The sequence below is a fragment of the Cardiobacterium sp. genome, assembly GCF_057314735.1.
The window spans coordinates 62,094-77,457 of sequence record NZ_DBHKZK010000076.1; the positions used below are offsets into that span (position 1 = coordinate 62,094).

Below are 15,364 nucleotides of genomic sequence, written 5' to 3' on the forward strand. Positions count from 1 at the left end.
GGCGGGAATGGCGAATGGCGCGGCAACGGGATGCGGTCGCCAATATCCTGCGTGCGGGCCGGTGTTATCAATGCCCCGTCTGCATCAGGCGGGCAAAGTCGTCGTGCCGTTTGCGCTCGCAGCTTTGGCGCAGGGCGCGCAGTTGTTGCCAGATGCTATCGTCGATGGCGAGGGTCTCGCTGTTCACCGCTTTTTGCGGGATGGCGATGCTGTCTTCGTGTATCCGGTTGCTCACCCCCTTGAGCGGGAAGCCGCTGACGGTTTTGATACGGCGGGCGGTGTCGCGCAGGCTTTCGCGCCGTTCGTGACGGCAGACGAGGCCGCGGGCGTCGCAGCCGCAGCCGTAGGGGGCGCTGTCGGCGATGCCTTCGTCCAGGCGTCCCGTCCAGTGCAGGACGGCATCATCGCTGATGTCGCTGATGGCGCCGCGTCCGCTGCCGCTGCGGATGACGAGCAGCGGTGCGCGTCCCTGCAGTGTCCAGTCGATGTCCACATGGCTGTCGAGGAAGAGGATGTAAGGGCGGTCGTCGCGCGGCGCGCGCAGGGTGAAGCGCTGGTCGCGCGGGACGAAATCCACGTCGATGACGGTGGCATGGGCAACGGTATTGGCGGGCAGGTGTTTCGCGGCGATGGCGGCGGCGAGGCGGTCATCATCGTGTTTGTCGCCGTCGTCAATGCGGACGAGGGCGAACGAGAGTCCCGCCTGTTCGTCGTGGCTGCGGTATTCGGCTTCAAGCAGGTAGTCGCCTGCTTGCAGATGGAGGGGGCGGTTTCCGCCGCCGCCATTTGCGCTTATGTCGTGTTTGTTGAGCAGGATGCGCAGTTCAGCCGGGGTGGTTTTGCTGACGGGTTGGTAGGCGCCCGCCTCCGGCACATGGATTTTGCCTGCCCAGTAGGCGTCGAGGTGTTCGTCCGCGATGCCGTATTTGGGGTTGTCGAGGTAGATGCGGTCGGTGGTTTCGGTGAAGGTGTGCTGCGGCGCGCGGCGGTCGCGGTACCACACGGCAAAGCCTTCTGCCGGGACGGCGTCGCCGGGGTTGAGCTGCGCGCCCCAGCCATCCGTCACCAATGGCCAGGCGGCAAGCGACGGGGTATTGCGGTCGTAGGCGCGGGTGGTGTGCGGAGGGTCTTCTGCGGCGGCGCAGTTTTCGCGCCGTTCGGCCTGCTGCTGTTGTAATGCCTGCTGCGCGGCGATGGCGTCGATGTTGCTGGCAAATTGTGGCTCAAGGTGCAGTTGGCTGCTGCGCAGGTCGTGCGCAAAGCCGCGCAAGGACTGGCCGCTGATGCGCCGGATTTCGGCGGCAAGGGCGGTGAGGTTTTGGCCGGCGTCAATGTCGCAGCGCCAGCCTTGCGGCGTGCCGCAGCGGCAACGGGCGTTATCGCTGCGCTGGCTGAAGGCGCCCGTCCAGATGAGCGCGGGGATGTCGGCGGCGACGTGGCTGCGCGCGTTGTGGATGACGAGTTGCGGCAGGCGGCCTTCGATGTGCCAGTTCACCGCGTGTTCGCCCGCCAGCCAGAGGATGTAGGGCGCGTCGCCCGGCGGCGCGTGCAGGGTTACACGGTTTTTGTCGCCGAGCGCGCCGTGCAGGGCGGCGGCGTAGTTTTCGCTGTTCGCCGCCAGGGGCGCGATGCGGTTTTTCAGGCGGGCGCGGATGCCTTCGGGCTGTGCCGCCGGTTTGAGCGCGGCGATGAGGGCGGTGAGGCGGGCGCTGTCGAAGATGGCGGGGTTGGCGAGGATGTCGAGCTGGAAGCGGGCAGCCCGCCAGTTGAAGTTGAGGTATTCGGTCTCCAGCCGGTAGTCGCCCGCTTCCAGTTCCACTACTACCGGGGCGGCAAGGTCGCCGGGGGCGGTGTCTGCCAGCAGGACGTGGCGGTCGAGCAGGACGCGGACGCGCCCCTGATGGACGTCGGGGAGGAAGACGTAGCGCCCTTTTTCCGGCACGTGCAGGGTACCGGCCCAGTACGCGCCGAGGCGGGCAGCGGGGGTGTGGTAGCGTTCGTTATATTCGTAATTCAGGGCGATGGCGGCGCTGTTTTCTGGTACCGCCGCGGTGGCCGGGTCATCGCTGTCGAAGTACCAGGCGGTGTAGCCCGTGTCGGGGAGGTTGCCGTCGGGGTTGAAGCGATCGCCCCAGGTGCGCTCCGTCAGCGGGAAGGCGTCCAGCGGCTGCGCCGGGGCGTGTGTCAGCGCGCTTTCCAGCGGCAGGGTTGGGTAATCGCTTTCTGTGGCGGCGGGCGGTTGCGGTGTGGCGGCAGCGTCGGCGATGGCACGGCGGACGAGGTAACGGCCCATGTCGTCGTGGTAATGCCAAATGCCCGCGCAGGCCGCGGCGGCCACGACGCACATCACGGCGAGGACGGTGAGGGCGGTGCGCTGGCGGCGGTTCATGGCGCTTCCTTGAGTAAATTGACGGTCAGGCCGAAGTCGGTGGTGTGCCAGCTGTTCGCCATTTCCACTTCGAGCAGGTAGCGGCCAGGCTCAAGTTGCACGCTGTGCAGGCTGCGGCTGTCGCGCTGCTCGTGGCCTTCGTAGATGCAGTGGCCGTCGAGGAGGATGCGCACGCTGGCCCAGGAGTGTTCGGGGACAAATTCGTATTCGCCGCGTTCGGGGATATTGAGCCAGCCGACCCAGTAGGCGGCGAAATCGGGCGAGGGGATGCGCTTGAATTCGTCGTAGGCGTAATGGACGCGGATATGATTGACGTGCTCTTTGGCAATCAGCCGCTCCGGTTCGTATGCCCAGCGGTTCGTCAGGCCTTCCATGGAAAAGCGCACCGGGCCTGCCGCGCTTTTTTGCAGGTTGATGCCGCGTTCGCGCACGGGGTGGGAGACGTCGTCCGGGTTGCCGGTAGTGAGGTACCAGACGTCAAAGCCTTTTTCCGGGATGACCCTGCCCGGATTGAGCACTTTGCCCCAACTGGTCGCGGTGGGTATGTCGGCCAGTTGGGGCGGCGCTTCTGCCGCAGGCGCGGGCGGGAGCTCGTGTTCTTTGCGCGAGTAAAAGACGACGCCCTCGCCGCTGAACCAGATTTCCAGCAGCAGGTTCACCAATATGTAAGCGATGGCACCGGCGACAAGGTAGAGCGGGATGCGGAAAGTGCCGGAGATTTTTTTCTGGGGTGTTTTCATGGGCGGCCTCACGGGGTCGGGGTGGTTTTTTTGATGTGGACGGCAAAATCGGTGGTGTGCCAGTTGTTGAGGTATTCCACTTCGAGGGTGTAATCGCCCGGCTCAAGCCAGACCGGCACGGTTTCTTTCTGGTTGCTGCCCTCAAAGAGGCGGTGGCGGTTGAGCAGGATGCGCGCGCTGGCCCAGCTCAAATCCGGGGTAAATTCGTAGGTGGCGGCCTCGCGGATGGTGAGTGTGCCGATCCAGCAGGCGGCAAAATCCTGCGAGGGGATACCATGCAATGCGTTGTAAGAAAAGTGAAGGTCGATGGCAGGCACTTTTTCGATGGCGACCAGTCGGTTGGGTTCATCGCGCCACAGCTCGGCAAAGTCCGCCAGCGGTGGGCGCGCTTCATCCGGGGTATGCGATTTGCCGCGCCCCTGGCTGCGCTCCAGCGCGTCGGCATCTTGCGGGATGCCGATTGTGATGTCCTGCGGGTCGCCGCTGGTCAGATAATAGACGCTATACAGCCCGGCGGGCGGTGCTTCCGCACCCAGCGCATCGCTCCAGCTGCTGCCGGCGCTTGCCACGGGATAGTCGTCCAGCGCCGGGCCCTTGCCGGATTCTCCCCCGTCAGCGGTGAGGATGGGGATGCGGACCAGCTCGCGCTTGACAACGTGGCGCTTCGGCGGCGGCTTCAGCGTGTACTCTGCGGGGTCGAGGTCGAACTGGCGCAGCAGATACTGTTCGCGCGCGTTGCTCATGAAAGCGAACACGAGCCACAGGGTGATGGCGACGGCGGCGACAATGCCAACAATGGTCAGGGTTTTGCGGGATGGCATAGGTACTTACTCCTTGTCTGTCAGGGGGAATTCGGGCGGGGGCGGGTGGTGTCCAGCGCCAGGCCGAGGCGGTAGGAGACAACGTGGTGATAGCTCAAAAATTCCGCTTCAAGCAGGTATGTGCCGGGCTCAAGCCATACGGGTTGCGGTGTTTTCTCCGTATGGCTGTCGTAGATGAGGTGACGGTCGAGGATGATGCGGGAGAGGCCGCCACCCTCCGGGTTGAACTGGTAGTAGCCGCCGCGGGTGATGTGGATATGGCCGAGCCAGCAGGCGGCGAAATCTTCGGCGGGGATGTTGTGAAATTCGTTTTCGGCGTAATCAATGCGGATGCTGCCACGGTTTTCCACTGCGACCAGCCGTCCCGGGTCGAGCCAGCGGTCGGCATAACCGGCAAGCGACGGCCTGTCCTGGCCAATGGCCGCCCACGCGACGGAACTTCCGTCCGGCCTGTCCATGTTGTAGGGATGGTAGGCGCGGTGCAGACGTGCCGGACTGCCGTGGGTGAGGTAGTAGGCATTGAAGCCCCGCTCCGGGACGCGGGCATCAATGACGGCGCTCCAGCGGTTGGGGGCGGGCGGCAGGTCTTGCAGGCGGTTGCCGCTGACAGGGACGAGCCGGGGTTTGGGCGCGGCGGGTTTGGGGGGCGGCGGGGGCGCGACGACCGGCGGCGCAAAATGGGCGGTCGTGACGGGAAGCGGCGGGGATTGCCGCGCGTGTTGGTGGCTGAAGGCGAGCGCGGTGAGCAGGGCGAGGCAGACGATGAAGCCGATGAGGCGGCGATCCAAACGGGGACGGTGTCTGCGGCGGTTCATGCAAAATCCGGTCAGCGCTGCAAGGTCGGGTCGTCGGCCAAACCCATTGCCAGCGCAAAATCGCCGATTGGCAGATTGCTGACGTATTCAACGTCCAGGCGGTAATTGCCGGAATCAAGCCAGACGCGCGTGCTGCTGTTTTGTTGTCCTTCGTAAATGCGATGGCGGTTAATGAGGATGCGCACGGCAGAACCACCACCGGTTTCTTTCATGGTGAACTGGTAGTAGCCGCTTTTATGGATTTGAATTTTGCCGCTCCAGCAGGCGGCAAGGTCTTCACCGGGGATGTTTTTGATCCGGCTGTGATGGTCAAACTGGAGTTTGATACTGCCAACGTGTTCATATCCGATACGCCGCCGCGATTCTCTTTTCCAGAGATCGGCAAGAGCATCAAACGACGGCATACGCAGGCTTTCCTGGAATTTTTTGGCATCCTTCATGTAATAGCCGGGCGCATCCGAGTGATAAGGGTTGGCAACGCTCAGGCGGCGCATATCACCTTCCATGAAGTAATACACGTTAAAACCGCTACTTGCCGGAGAAAGACGCAGCGCTTCACTCCAGGGTTTTTCCGCCAGCGGGTAGTCTTCCAGGCGGTCGCTGTTGGGGTCGAGGATGGTGGTCTGCGCTGCGGTGTTGTTTGTCGTATTGTCTGCCGTGTCGTCCGTCAGCGGTTTCAGGACGCCGACATCGCTGCCGCCACGGCTGTTGCCGCCCTGTTGCGAGCGGTGCACCGCTTCGGCGACGCGATCTTCGGCGCTGCGGGTGTCGGGGGCAGGCGTGGTTTTCGGCGGCGGTGTGTATTGCGCCGTGTTTGGCGCGGGGGCGGGCGTGCTGGTCGCGGTTGCGGCGGGAGTAGCAGGTGGCGGCGGCGCGGCGGGTGTCGCCGCCTGTCGGTTCAGCGCGACGAGGACGATGAGGGCGAGGAAGCCGGTCGTCCAGGCAAGGCGGCGGTAGTTGGCGGAACGCGCCCACAGGCTGCGACGGCTGCGGATGCGGCTCACGAGCCGCTCCGCGGGTTGGGGATGATGTGATGCTGGCTGCGGTGCATTTTCGCCGTGACTTTGCCGTTTTCGCGCTTGAGTTCAATGGTGTCAAAGCCGCGCTCTTTCGCCTGGATGAGCGAGTCGGCGATGGATTCTTCCAGCGCGCGCACCAGGTCGCGGCTGCTGGCGGCGCGCCCCATCCGTTTGTAGCGCTCCATCAGGTCAATGATGATTTGCGGGTCGATGCCCTTGCCCGCCACTTTCAGGCCGTAGCCGTTAATCATCCGCTCCATTTCCAGCGCGCAGACGCGGGCGATGTCCAGCCCGCTGAACGGCGCGAAGACGAAGATGCGGTCGATGCGGTTCAGCACTTCGGGGGCAAAGCCCTGCTCGCGCAGGGTGGCGACCGAGGCGCTGCGCAGCGCGTCCGGGTCGTGGCCGAGGCTTTGTTGCAGGTCGGCGAGCTGGTCGGTGGCGGCGTTGGAGGTGAGGATGAAGATGGCGTGGCTGCTGTCAATCTGTTTGCCGTCGGAGGCTTCGGTGACAAAGCCGTCGTTCCAGGCGGTGAGGAATTTTTTCAGCACGTCCGGGTGTGCCTTTTCGATTTCATCAAGGAGGACGACCGCTTCGGGGTAGTCGCGCAGGCCGGCGGTGAGCGCGCCGTAGCTGGTCGAGCCGACGTAGCCGCGCGCCATGCCGAACAGTTGCGAGGCGCTGTAGGCGCCGGCGGCGTGCTGGGTCATGTCGAAATGCAGCAGTTTGCGCCCCAATGTCTGCGCCACCACCTTGGCAAGCCAGGTTTTACCGGTGCCAGGGGGCCTGCGAAGAGGAAAACGCCAACGGGCTTGTTGCGCTGGGTGAGGGCAAGGCGGCGGCGCAGTTGCCAGGCGAGGTCATGGCAGACCTGGTCCTGGCCGACGACCTGGCTTTGCAGCCGCGCCTTCACCGCTTCTGCGTCAAGGAGGATGGCTTCTTTGTCGAGTTTGTCCGCGGCTTCTTCAATATCGGCGCGGTTGCTGAGGCGGTCGAGTATGTCCATGGGAATGATCCGGTAAATCCAGTCGGGGGCGCGGTCGTGCGCGTGCAGCCACACGGCGCGCAGCAGGGCGAGCATGAGGAAGAAGGCCGCCAGCAAATACCAGCGGATGGCGGCGAGGAAGTCGAGAATGCCGTCTTTCGCGCCGGAGACGTACTGCCACAGCATCAGACAGAGGCAGACGAACATCAACAGCGGCAGCAGGCGGTAAATCGCGTTCATGGCTTATTGCAGGTAGAGGCTGATGACCTGGCCTTCCGCCATGACCGGCAGCGACACCGGCTGGCCGGAGCCGGTGAAGCCGAGGGTGATGCCGCCACCGCCGTCGTGGATGCCGGTGATGGTGACGGGGACGTCGTACTGCGCCGGGAAGTAAACGGTCTGCGGCGCATGGGTGATGGTCTGGCTGTAGCCGAGCGAGCTGACCTGCACCACGTCGCCATCTTCGGCGACGTTGTCCCACAGCACCAGCTCCACCATCTGCTGCCCGCCGTTTTCCCAGGCGGGTTGCGCCGGTTGCGTCTGGCCAGCGGGCGTGGCGGGGGCGATGTTTTCCGTGAGCGCCGCTTTTTGCGCGTCCGGCAGCGGCAGGTTCTGGATGACGCTGCGCGCCTCGGTCGCGTCCAGACGGCGTAGCGCATAGCGCGGCACGGCGGCAAATTGCTGCGCGCGGGCGTCTTTTTCCGCCTGGGTCAGGTTGTCGGCAGCGGTGCTGGCGGGGACGCCGCCGCTGTTGCCATCGTCAAAAAAATGGGTCAGTCCCCAGCCGCCGAGGCCAATCACCAGCGCGGCGGTGATGAGCGCGGGGAAGAGGTGCTTTTGCTGCGGTTTTTCGCGGCGCGGTTCGGGCAGGGGCTGGGGTTGCGGGTGGTGGTCTGGCATGGGATGTCCTTTTCGTTACGGTGGGTTCACCCGCATTATAGGGGAGCGCTTGCGGCGGCGGAAAGGACGTTTTTTTATAAGGTCATGCCCTTTTGGCGTGTTCTTCGTCGCCCTGTCGCCGCTTGCCCCGCCGGGGGGCTTGCAGTACATTAGCCGCGCCGTTATCGCCCCCTTTCATAAACAGAGACCTTTCTCCGACAGGTTCATTCATATGGCGCGATTTCATACGGCGCATCACGCATTTCACAGGTAAATTCCCATGCTCTATACCATCCAAAACAGCGTCTTTCCGAAAATTGGCCTTTGCACGGAAGCAGAACTCTATTTCCGCCTCAATGAATACGTGGATTTGAATATCCACGATGCGCGCTTTACCCTGGAGCCGCGCGGCAAGATTGGCGCCGATACTTATTTCAACAGCATCAGCGTTGGCAAACTGAAACGCCATACCACGATTGAAGACCTGCAATTCGCCATTCGCTTCCGTGGCCGCATCAAAATCAGCTGGAAATTGCATCGCCTGCATTTCACTACCACTATTGTCGATGAAACCTATCTGACGCACGAGGAAGAAAGGGAAGTCGCTTTGCCACTCGCATTTTGGAATTCGCTGGAAGACGGAATGCTCTTTTTTGAAATCGAGGCGCTGGGCATCAGCGAAATTACCGATTTCCGCTTTATGAGCACTACCGCACCGCAGCATTCCATTAAGCTCGGTATCGTCATTACCCATTTCAACCGTCAGCAATATGTCTTGCCCGCGCTGCGCCGCCTGCAACAGGAATTGCTGGAATTGCCGGAATATGGCGCGCAAATCAGCCTGTCCGTGGTTGATAACAGCAATAATCTTGTCCTCCCGGAAGATATGCCCGCGACCGGTATCCGCATTATTCCCAACCGCAATCTGGGTGGCGCCGGTGGCTTTACCCGTGGTCTGATGGAACTGGAAGATGCGGGCGATTATACCCATTGCCTTTTTATGGATGATGATGCCTCCGGCGATGTGGAAGGCATCAAGCGGACGCTGATGCTGCTGCAATACGCGCGAGACCCCGCCCTGTGCGTCGCCGGGGCGATGCTGCATGAGGCCGAGCCGTATCGCCAGCATGAAAATGGCGCCCGTTTCAAGGGGCATTATCAGGGCTTGAAAAGCGGACTGGATTTGCGCGAGGTGGATAATCTGCTGTTCAATGAGCTGGAAGAAAAGATTGATTATGGCGGCTGGTGGTTCTTTGCCTTTCCGCTGGCAGAAGTCAAACATTACGCTTTCCCTTATTTTGTGCGCGGCGATGATGTCGGTTTTGGTCTCGCCCACCAATTCCATACCATTACCCTGAACGGTATTTCCTCCTGGCAGGGCGATTTTGCACTGAAACAGGGACCCGTACCGGCCTATCTGGATACGCGCTATCACCTGATGCAATATTTCCACGGATTTGTGGATGACCATATTTCCACTTTGCTCCGTATTACCGCCATCATGGCCGCCCGCAATTTGCTTACCTATCATTATGATACGGCGCTGGCGAGTATTATGGCGATGGAAGATGTGTGCAAGGGTGATGATTATTGGCGTAACAATATGGATATGAGCGAGCGCCGCAAAACGATAGGCGCATTGGCGGCGGCGGAGAAAATGCAGGATATTCCGCTCGATGTTTATATGCAGGCGCATCCCGAAGGATTGCCCGGTGGCAAATGGCGGCGGTTGGCATCGCGTTTGACTCTGAATGGTCATTTGTTGCCGCAGTGTTTTTTCCACAAGGGTTATGTGCGTCAGTTCAAAGGCTGGGGCGGTAGATTGCAGGAAACGTTCCGCTTTAGAAAGGTGCTGTATGTCCATGCGCCGACGCATCGCGGTTTCTTTTTGCAGCATGACAAACGCAAGTTCTTTGCTTATTTGTGGCGCTATTGCAAGGCGGTGTGGCAATTATTGGCGCAACGCCAGCAATTGCAGCAAATGTATCGTAAAAGTTATGCCGAATTTACCAGCCGGGATTTCTGGAAAGCACAATTTGACGAAGGGAAAAAGTAAGGGGTTATCGCCATCGCCGATAATAAAAAACGCGCCATTTTGGCGCGTTTATTGTTGCAGCGATTCGAGTTGTAGCGGCACGGGGGTGACCGGGATTTGTTCGACGTCCTTGTTGGCAGGAGTAGGGGCGGTGGTATCGCCGTTTTCTTCGTCTTCATTCCCGTCTTCAACGGATTCCAGAACCAGCTGTTTGGCGATTTGTTGTGTGTTGGCGGGCAGGGTGGGGGGCGTCGTGATGACTCCAGGCGCGGCGCGGCGGCGTTCTTTTTCGGCGAGGCCGGGGATGTCCGGGATGCTGGCGATTTCGCTGTCCGGCAGGACGAAGTAGGTTTCGTTTTTGCCGATCATGCCGTAGTCCTCGCGCGCTTTTTCTTCGTAAGCGTAGTAGGAGTCGGGCGAGCGCAGGTTTTCCACATCGATGCGCAGCGCGTCGTTGCGGTCGTTGAGCATTTTGTTTTCGCGCAAATGCAAGCCGACCTGCTTTTGCAGGTCGGCGATGCGATGCCGCGTGTTGCGCTCAAGGTGCCAGAGGTAGAGGTTTACCATCCCCAGCACGGCGACGAGCGCCAGCAGCATCAGATAGACGATGGATTTTTTGATCATCCTTTGATTTTGCCAAGCAGCGCGGCTTTGCCACCGTATTTGGCCTTGTCGCCCAATTCTGCTTCGATGGTGAGCAGGCGGTTGTATTTGGCGACGCGGTCAGAGCGGCAGAGCGAGCCGGTCTTGATTTGGGTGGCGCTGGTGGCAACCGCGATGTCGGCGATGGTGGTGTCTTCGGTTTCGCCGGAGCGGTGCGAGACGATTGCCGCGTAGTGTGCATCTTCGGCCATTTTGATGGCTTGCAGGGTTTCGGAGAGCGAGCCGATTTGGTTCGGCTTGATGAGGATGGCGTTGGCGATGCCTTTTTCGATGCCTTCTTTGAAGATGCGGGTGTTGGTGACGTAGAGGTCATCACCCACGAGCTGCACTTTGCCGCCCAGTTTGTCGGTGAGTATTTTCCAGCCGTCCCAGTCGCTTTCATCAAGGCCGTCTTCAATGGAGACGATCGGGTAGCGCTCAACGAGGCCTGCGAGGTAATCGACAAATTCGGCGGAGGTGAAGGTTTTGTTTTCAGACGCCAGGTTGTATTTGCCGTTTTCGTAGAGTTCGGAGGCGGCGACGTCGAGGGCGAGGTAGATTTGTTCGCCTGCCTTGTAGCCCGCTTTGGCGATGGCTTCCATGATGACTTGCAGCGCTTCTTCGTTGGAGCCGAGGTCAGGGGCAAAGCCACCTTCGTCGCCGACGCCGGTGGAGAGGCCTTTGTCATGCAGCACTTTTTTCAGGGTGTGGAAGATTTCGGAGCCGGCACGCAGCGCTTCGTGGAAGCTGTTAAATCCTGCGGGCATAATCATAAACTCTTGAATATCCACGGAGTTGTCGGCGTGTTCGCCGCCGTTGACGATGTTCATCATCGGCACCGGCAGGGTGTAACCGGTGGTGTTGTGCAGCACTTCGTACAGCGGTTTTTTCAGGCTGGCGGCCTTGGCGTGGGCGAGGGCGAGGGAGACGCCGAGAATGGCGTTGGCGCCGAGGTTTTTCTTGAAGTCGTCGCCGTCCATGTCGAGCATGATTTTGTCGAGCGCGGCGAGGTCGTCAATGGCTTTGCCTTTGAGTGCCGGGGCGAGTTTGTCGTTGACGTTGGCGACGGCTTTGGTGACGCCTTTGCCGAGGTAGCGGCCTTTGTCGCCATCGCGCAGTTCGAGCGCTTCGCGCGAGCCGGTGGACGCGCCGGAGGGGACGCCTGCAGTGCCTTTGGCGCCGTCAGAGAGGGTTACGGTGACCTGGACGGTCGGATTCCCACGGGAGTCGAGGATTTCCAGGGCTTTTACGGTTTCAACGGTTGTGCTCATCATATGCTCCTTATCAGATTGATTTTGCGACGTTGTCAAGCGCCATCAGTTGTTCTAGCAACAGTGGCATTTTTCCCAATGGCCAGGCGTTCGGCCCGTCGGAGAGGGCGCGATCGGGGTCGGGATGGGTTTCCATGAACAGGCCAGCGACGCCGACGGCTACCGCCGCCCGCGCCAGTACCGGCACAAATTCGCGCTGCCCGCCGGAGGACGTGCCTTGTCCGCCGGGCAACTGCACGGAATGGGTGGCGTCAAAGACGACCGGGCAACCGGTTTCCTGCATCACGGCAAGCGCACGCATATCGGAGACGAGGTTGTTGTAGCCAAAGCTCACGCCGCGTTCGCACAGCATAATCTGCTGGTTGCCAGTGCTTTTCGCCTTGTCGGCGACGTGGCGCATATCCCACGGCGCGAGGAACTGGCCTTTTTTGATGTTTACCGGCAGCCCCTGTTTACAGACGTTGTGGATGAAGTTGGTCTGGCGGCAGAGGAAGGCGGGGGTTTGCAGCACGTCCACCACGGACGCGACTTCATCAAGCGGCGTGTCTTCGTGGACGTCGGTGATGACCGGCACGCCGGTTTCGGCTTTGACTTTGGCGAGGATGCGCAGGCCTTCGGCGATGCCGGGGCCGCGGTAACTCGTGCCGGAGGAGCGGTTGGCCTTGTCAAACGAGGATTTGTAGATGAAGGGCAGGCCGAGGCGGTCGGTCAGTTTTTTCAGGGTTTCGGCGGTGGAGAGCGCCAGCGCTTCGGATTCAATCACGCAGGGCCCGGCGATGAGGAAGAAGGGGCGGTCGTTGCCGACTTCAAAGCCGCAGAGGTTCATGAGTTTGCTCCGTCGTGTTGGGCGCGGCAGGCGCGGATGAAGGATTCAAACAGCGGGTGGCCTTTGCGCGGGGTCGAGGTAAATTCGGGGTGCGACTGGCAGGCGATAAACCACGGATGCTCCGGCAGCTCAATCACTTCCACCAGACCGTTGTCTTCGGAGCGACCGGAGATGATGAGCCCCGCGTCTTCGAGGCGTTTTTCGTAATGGCTGTTCACTTCGTAGCGGTGGCGGTGGCGCTCGTTGATGATTTCCGCGCCGTAGATACGGGCGATTTGCGTGCCGGATTTGAGCCGTGCGGGCAGTGCGCCGAGGCGCATCGTGCCGCCAAGGTCGGTGTGCGCGTCGCGCTGTTCGGTTTCGCCGCGCTCATTGACCCATTCGGTGACGAGCGCCACCACCGGGTCGGCGACCTTGTCGTCCCATTCGGTGCTGCCCGCGCCGGAAAGCCCCAAAACGTGTCGCGCAAATTCCACCACCGCGATTTGCATCCCCAGACAGATGCCGAGGTAGGGGATGCGGTGTTCGCGCGCGTACTGCACCGCGAGGATTTTGCCTTCGATGCCACGGTTGCCGAAGCCGCCGGGAACGACGATGCCGTCCACATCGGCCAAAAGCGCCGTGCCTTCTTTGGCGAGGTCTTCCGAGTCGATGTAGCGGATATTGACCTTGTTGCCGCTGCGCACGCCCGCGTGATACAGCGCTTCATTGAGCGATTTGTAGGCATCGGTCAAATCCACATACTTGCCGACCATGGCGATGGTGATTTCTTCCTTGAGATTGGCAATGGCGGTTTCAATCTGCTGCCACACGGACAAATCGGCAGGGTTTGCCTCCAGATTGAAATGGCGCATCACCGCCTCATCCACGCCCTGCTTGTGATAAAGCAGCGGAATTTCGTAGATGTTTTTCACGTCCAGCCCGGCGAAGACCGCATCGGCGGGGACATTGGTAAAGAGCGCAATTTTGCGCCGCTCGTCTTCGGGAATGTCGCGGTCGGCGCGGCAAATCAGCATATCCGGCTGGATACCGATGGAGCGCAATTCCTTGACGCTGTGCTGCGTCGGCTTCGTCTTCAATTCCCCGGCAGCGGCGATAAACGGCAACAGCGTCAGGTGCATATACATACAGCGGCTGCGTCCCAGTTGCGCGCCAAGCTGGCGCAGCGCTTCCAAAAACGGCAGCGATTCAATATCGCCAACCGTACCGCCGACCTCCACCATCGCAATATCCGCGCCTTCCGCCGCGCGCAACACATAGCTTTTGATGGCGTCGGTGATGTGCGGAATCACCTGCACCGTCGCGCCGAGATAATCGCCGCGCCGCTCCTTGCGGATGACCTCCGAATAAATGCGGCCGGTGGTGCAATTATTGAACTGCGTCGCGCGCATATTGACGAAGCGCTCGTAGTGACCGAGGTCAAGGTCAGTCTCCGCGCCGTCGTGCGTTACGAACACCTCGCCGTGCTGGAACGGGCTCATCGTCCCCGGATCGACATTGATATACGGATCGAGCTTGATCAGGGTCACACGCAGCCCGCGTGCTTCCAGAATGGCGCCCAAAGAAGCGGCGGCGATGCCCTTCCCCAAGGAAGAAACCACGCCGCCGGTCACGAAAATAAATTTGGTCATGCGAGCCTGTCCGAGCCATTATCGAAAAGATGCGGAATCTTAACAAAATGAGCCTGATTGTGCCAGTCAAACGCCAGACCCTGCCAGCCCGCCGCCGCGCCAAAACCGCCCAACCACGCGCATTCACCATCAACCACGAGCAGCGGCAAACGGCGGCGCAACCACGGCGGCACGCCTTCGCGCTGCAACACATTCTTCAACGACTCCGCATAACGTCGCCCCGGCGCCTGCCAATGCGCCGCGCAGGGATAGAGCGCCCAGCGGCAGTCGCGCCCGGCGAGCAAATCCGCGCCCGCGCGCAGCGACAACACGCCCACGCCCGGCCAAACGGTTTCCGGCGCAAACGGCGGCGGCGATTGCGGTTCACTCGCCTGAAACAGATGCAAATCGCCGCGATACTGCACCACTACCGTCGCGCCATAGCGCAACTGCGCCTGACCCTGCCCGGCGAGCGCCTCGACAAACGACAACAACCGCGCCGCCGGTGGCGCGGGCTGCCCGGCACGCTGCAACCAGCGACGCAACAGCGCCCTGCACGTCGCCGCATCAAACCGCTCCGTGAGCGTCTGCCACGGCAACACCGTCGCCGCGTCGCCCAAAATCCCGTCCAACAGCGTCTGCTGCACCGCGAGCGCCTCGCCCAACCACGCCGCCGAGCGTGCCAACGCCGCATCCGCCTGCGGGAAACCCTCGCGCAAGGCGGGCAACGCCGTGAGGCGCAAGCGGTTGCGCGCATAGTGCGGGTCGGCATTGCTGGGGTCATCCAGATAAGCGACGCCTTGCGCGGCAACAAAATCCTCAACCGCCGCGCGCGGCACATCAAGCAAAGGTCGCCACAATTCGCCGCCCGCAAACGCACGCCGCGCAGGCATCGCCGCCAAGCCGTCCAGCCCGCTGCCGCGCAACGCCTGCAACAAAAACGTCTCCGCCTGGTCGTCGCGGTGATGCGCGGTGAGCAGCACGCCGCGTGGCGGTAGCCGCGTTGCCAGCGCCTGATAACGCAACGCCCGCGCCCGTGCCTCGGCATTGCCGCCGCCCTCCGGCCAGTCCAGTTTGACGATTTCACACGCGACCCCGCGCGCCGCCGCCTCGCGCTGACAAAACGCGCCCCAGCCTGCGCTTGCCGCCGACCAGCCATGATCGACATAACAGGCGGAAAGCGGCGCCGCCAACCGCGCGCGCTGCATTGTCAGCGCCTGCAACAGCGCCATGCTGTCGCGCCCGCCGCTGAGGGCGAGCAAAAACGCGGCGGGGCGGTAATCCGCCTGCCAGCGCCAGAAGGGAGAATCGTCGGGGAGGAGCATGGCTCAG

The 15,364-nt window shown here is 61.7% G+C and carries 13 protein-coding genes and 1 pseudogene; 1 reads left to right on the forward strand and 13 read right to left on the reverse strand.

Features of this window, described 5'->3' with window-relative positions; translation table 11 throughout:
• Positions 1–67 precede the first annotated feature (67 nt).
• The 8 genes and pseudogenes from ACO54Z_RS11535 to ACO54Z_RS11570 all read right to left on the reverse strand — a co-directional run bounded on the left by ACO54Z_RS11535 (position 68) and on the right by ACO54Z_RS11570 (position 8,195).
• Entirely contained in the window at positions 68–2,389 is a 2,322-nt protein-coding gene (locus ACO54Z_RS11535; RefSeq protein ID WP_485997142.1) for a PA14 domain-containing protein, read from the reverse strand.
• Positions 2,386–3,129 (reverse strand): hypothetical protein, encoded by a 744-nt coding sequence (locus ACO54Z_RS11540; protein WP_485997143.1) that lies wholly within the window; start codon positions 3,127–3,129, stop codon positions 2,386–2,388. The genes ACO54Z_RS11535 and ACO54Z_RS11540 overlap by 4 nt, the downstream gene beginning before the upstream one ends.
• Positions 3,130–3,137: 8 nt before the next feature.
• The gene (locus ACO54Z_RS11545) at positions 3,138–3,950 is read right to left on the reverse strand and encodes a PA14 domain-containing protein (RefSeq protein ID WP_485997144.1); all 813 of its coding nucleotides are present in this window, start codon (positions 3,948–3,950) and stop codon (positions 3,138–3,140) included.
• 20 nt (positions 3,951–3,970) lie between these two features.
• Positions 3,971–4,765 carry a hypothetical protein gene (locus ACO54Z_RS11550; protein WP_485997145.1) on the reverse strand — a complete coding sequence of 265 codons (795 nt, stop codon included), beginning with the start codon at positions 4,763–4,765 and terminating at the stop codon, positions 3,971–3,973.
• 11 nt (positions 4,766–4,776) lie between these two features.
• A complete protein-coding gene (locus ACO54Z_RS11555) occupies positions 4,777–5,769 on the reverse strand; it encodes a hypothetical protein (RefSeq protein ID WP_485997146.1) in 993 nt (330 codons plus the stop codon).
• Positions 5,766–7,009 (reverse strand): annotated as a pseudogene (locus ACO54Z_RS11560) (AAA family ATPase). Before ACO54Z_RS11560 ends, ACO54Z_RS11555 begins: the two are co-directional and overlap by 4 nt.
• Positions 7,010–7,012: 3 nt before the next feature.
• Positions 7,013–7,669: a hypothetical protein gene (locus ACO54Z_RS11565; RefSeq protein ID WP_485997147.1), complete on the reverse strand. Its 657-nt coding sequence runs from the start codon at positions 7,667–7,669 to the stop codon at positions 7,013–7,015.
• An 82-nt stretch (positions 7,670–7,751) separates the two neighbouring features.
• Entirely contained in the window at positions 7,752–8,195 is a 444-nt protein-coding gene (locus ACO54Z_RS11570; protein WP_485997148.1) for a hypothetical protein, read from the reverse strand.
• On the opposite strand from ACO54Z_RS11570, the gene ACO54Z_RS11575 reads away from it, so the two are divergent.
• Entirely contained in the window at positions 8,181–9,704 is a 1,524-nt protein-coding gene (locus tag ACO54Z_RS11575) for a glycosyl transferase (RefSeq protein WP_485997149.1), read from the forward strand. The two genes, ACO54Z_RS11570 and ACO54Z_RS11575, sit on opposite strands and share 15 nt — an antisense overlap.
• 48 nt (positions 9,705–9,752) lie before the next feature.
• On the opposite strand, the gene ACO54Z_RS11580 is transcribed toward ACO54Z_RS11575, so the two are convergent.
• From ACO54Z_RS11580 to tilS, 5 genes are read right to left on the reverse strand one after another with little or no spacing between them, the layout of a single operon-like run.
• Positions 9,753–10,307 carry an FtsB family cell division protein gene (locus ACO54Z_RS11580; protein ID WP_485997150.1) on the reverse strand — a complete coding sequence of 185 codons (555 nt, stop codon included), beginning with the start codon at positions 10,305–10,307 and terminating at the stop codon, positions 9,753–9,755.
• On the reverse strand, positions 10,304–11,596 hold the full coding sequence (gene eno, locus ACO54Z_RS11585; protein ID WP_298080201.1) for a phosphopyruvate hydratase: 1,293 nt from the start codon (positions 11,594–11,596) through the stop codon (positions 10,304–10,306). The genes ACO54Z_RS11580 and eno overlap by 4 nt, the downstream gene beginning before the upstream one ends.
• A gap of 13 nt (positions 11,597–11,609) precedes the next feature.
• Positions 11,610–12,422 (reverse strand): 3-deoxy-8-phosphooctulonate synthase, encoded by an 813-nt coding sequence (gene kdsA / locus ACO54Z_RS11590; RefSeq protein WP_485997151.1) that lies wholly within the window; start codon positions 12,420–12,422, stop codon positions 11,610–11,612.
• Positions 12,419–14,053, reverse strand: a complete 1,635-nt coding sequence (gene pyrG / locus ACO54Z_RS11595) for a CTP synthase (RefSeq protein WP_485997152.1) — start codon at positions 14,051–14,053, stop codon at positions 12,419–12,421. Before pyrG ends, kdsA begins: the two co-directional genes overlap by 4 nt.
• Complete coding sequence (gene tilS, locus ACO54Z_RS11600) at positions 14,050–15,357, reverse strand: tRNA lysidine(34) synthetase TilS (RefSeq protein WP_485997153.1); 1,308 nt, start codon at positions 15,355–15,357, stop codon at positions 14,050–14,052. The genes pyrG and tilS overlap by 4 nt, the downstream gene beginning before the upstream one ends.
• Positions 15,358–15,364: the final 7 nt, after the last annotated feature.

Excerpts from the sequence above, each read along its gene's own strand:
- ACO54Z_RS11535 (WP_485997142.1), bottom strand. The coding sequence starts at position 2,389 with ATGAACCGCCGCCAGCGCACCGCCCTCACCGTCCTCGCCGTGATGTGC.
- ACO54Z_RS11540 (WP_485997143.1), bottom strand. The coding sequence starts at position 3,129 with ATGAAAACACCCCAGAAAAAAATCTCCGGCACTTTCCGCATCCCGCTC.
- ACO54Z_RS11545 (WP_485997144.1), bottom strand. The coding sequence starts at position 3,950 with ATGCCATCCCGCAAAACCCTGACCATTGTTGGCATTGTCGCCGCCGTC.
- ACO54Z_RS11550 (WP_485997145.1), bottom strand. The coding sequence starts at position 4,765 with ATGAACCGCCGCAGACACCGTCCCCGTTTGGATCGCCGCCTCATCGGC.
- ACO54Z_RS11565 (WP_485997147.1), bottom strand. The coding sequence starts at position 7,669 with ATGCCAGACCACCACCCGCAACCCCAGCCCCTGCCCGAACCGCGCCGC.
- ACO54Z_RS11570 (WP_485997148.1), bottom strand. The coding sequence starts at position 8,195 with ATGCAGGCGATGCAATTTCCAGCTGATTTTGATGCGGCCACGGAAGCG.
- ACO54Z_RS11580 (WP_485997150.1), bottom strand. The coding sequence starts at position 10,307 with ATGATCAAAAAATCCATCGTCTATCTGATGCTGCTGGCGCTCGTCGCC.
- eno (WP_298080201.1), bottom strand. The coding sequence starts at position 11,596 with ATGAGCACAACCGTTGAAACCGTAAAAGCCCTGGAAATCCTCGACTCC.
- kdsA (WP_485997151.1), bottom strand. The coding sequence starts at position 12,422 with ATGAACCTCTGCGGCTTTGAAGTCGGCAACGACCGCCCCTTCTTCCTC.
- pyrG (WP_485997152.1), bottom strand. The coding sequence starts at position 14,053 with ATGACCAAATTTATTTTCGTGACCGGCGGCGTGGTTTCTTCCTTGGGG.
- tilS (WP_485997153.1), bottom strand. The coding sequence starts at position 15,357 with ATGCTCCTCCCCGACGATTCTCCCTTCTGGCGCTGGCAGGCGGATTAC.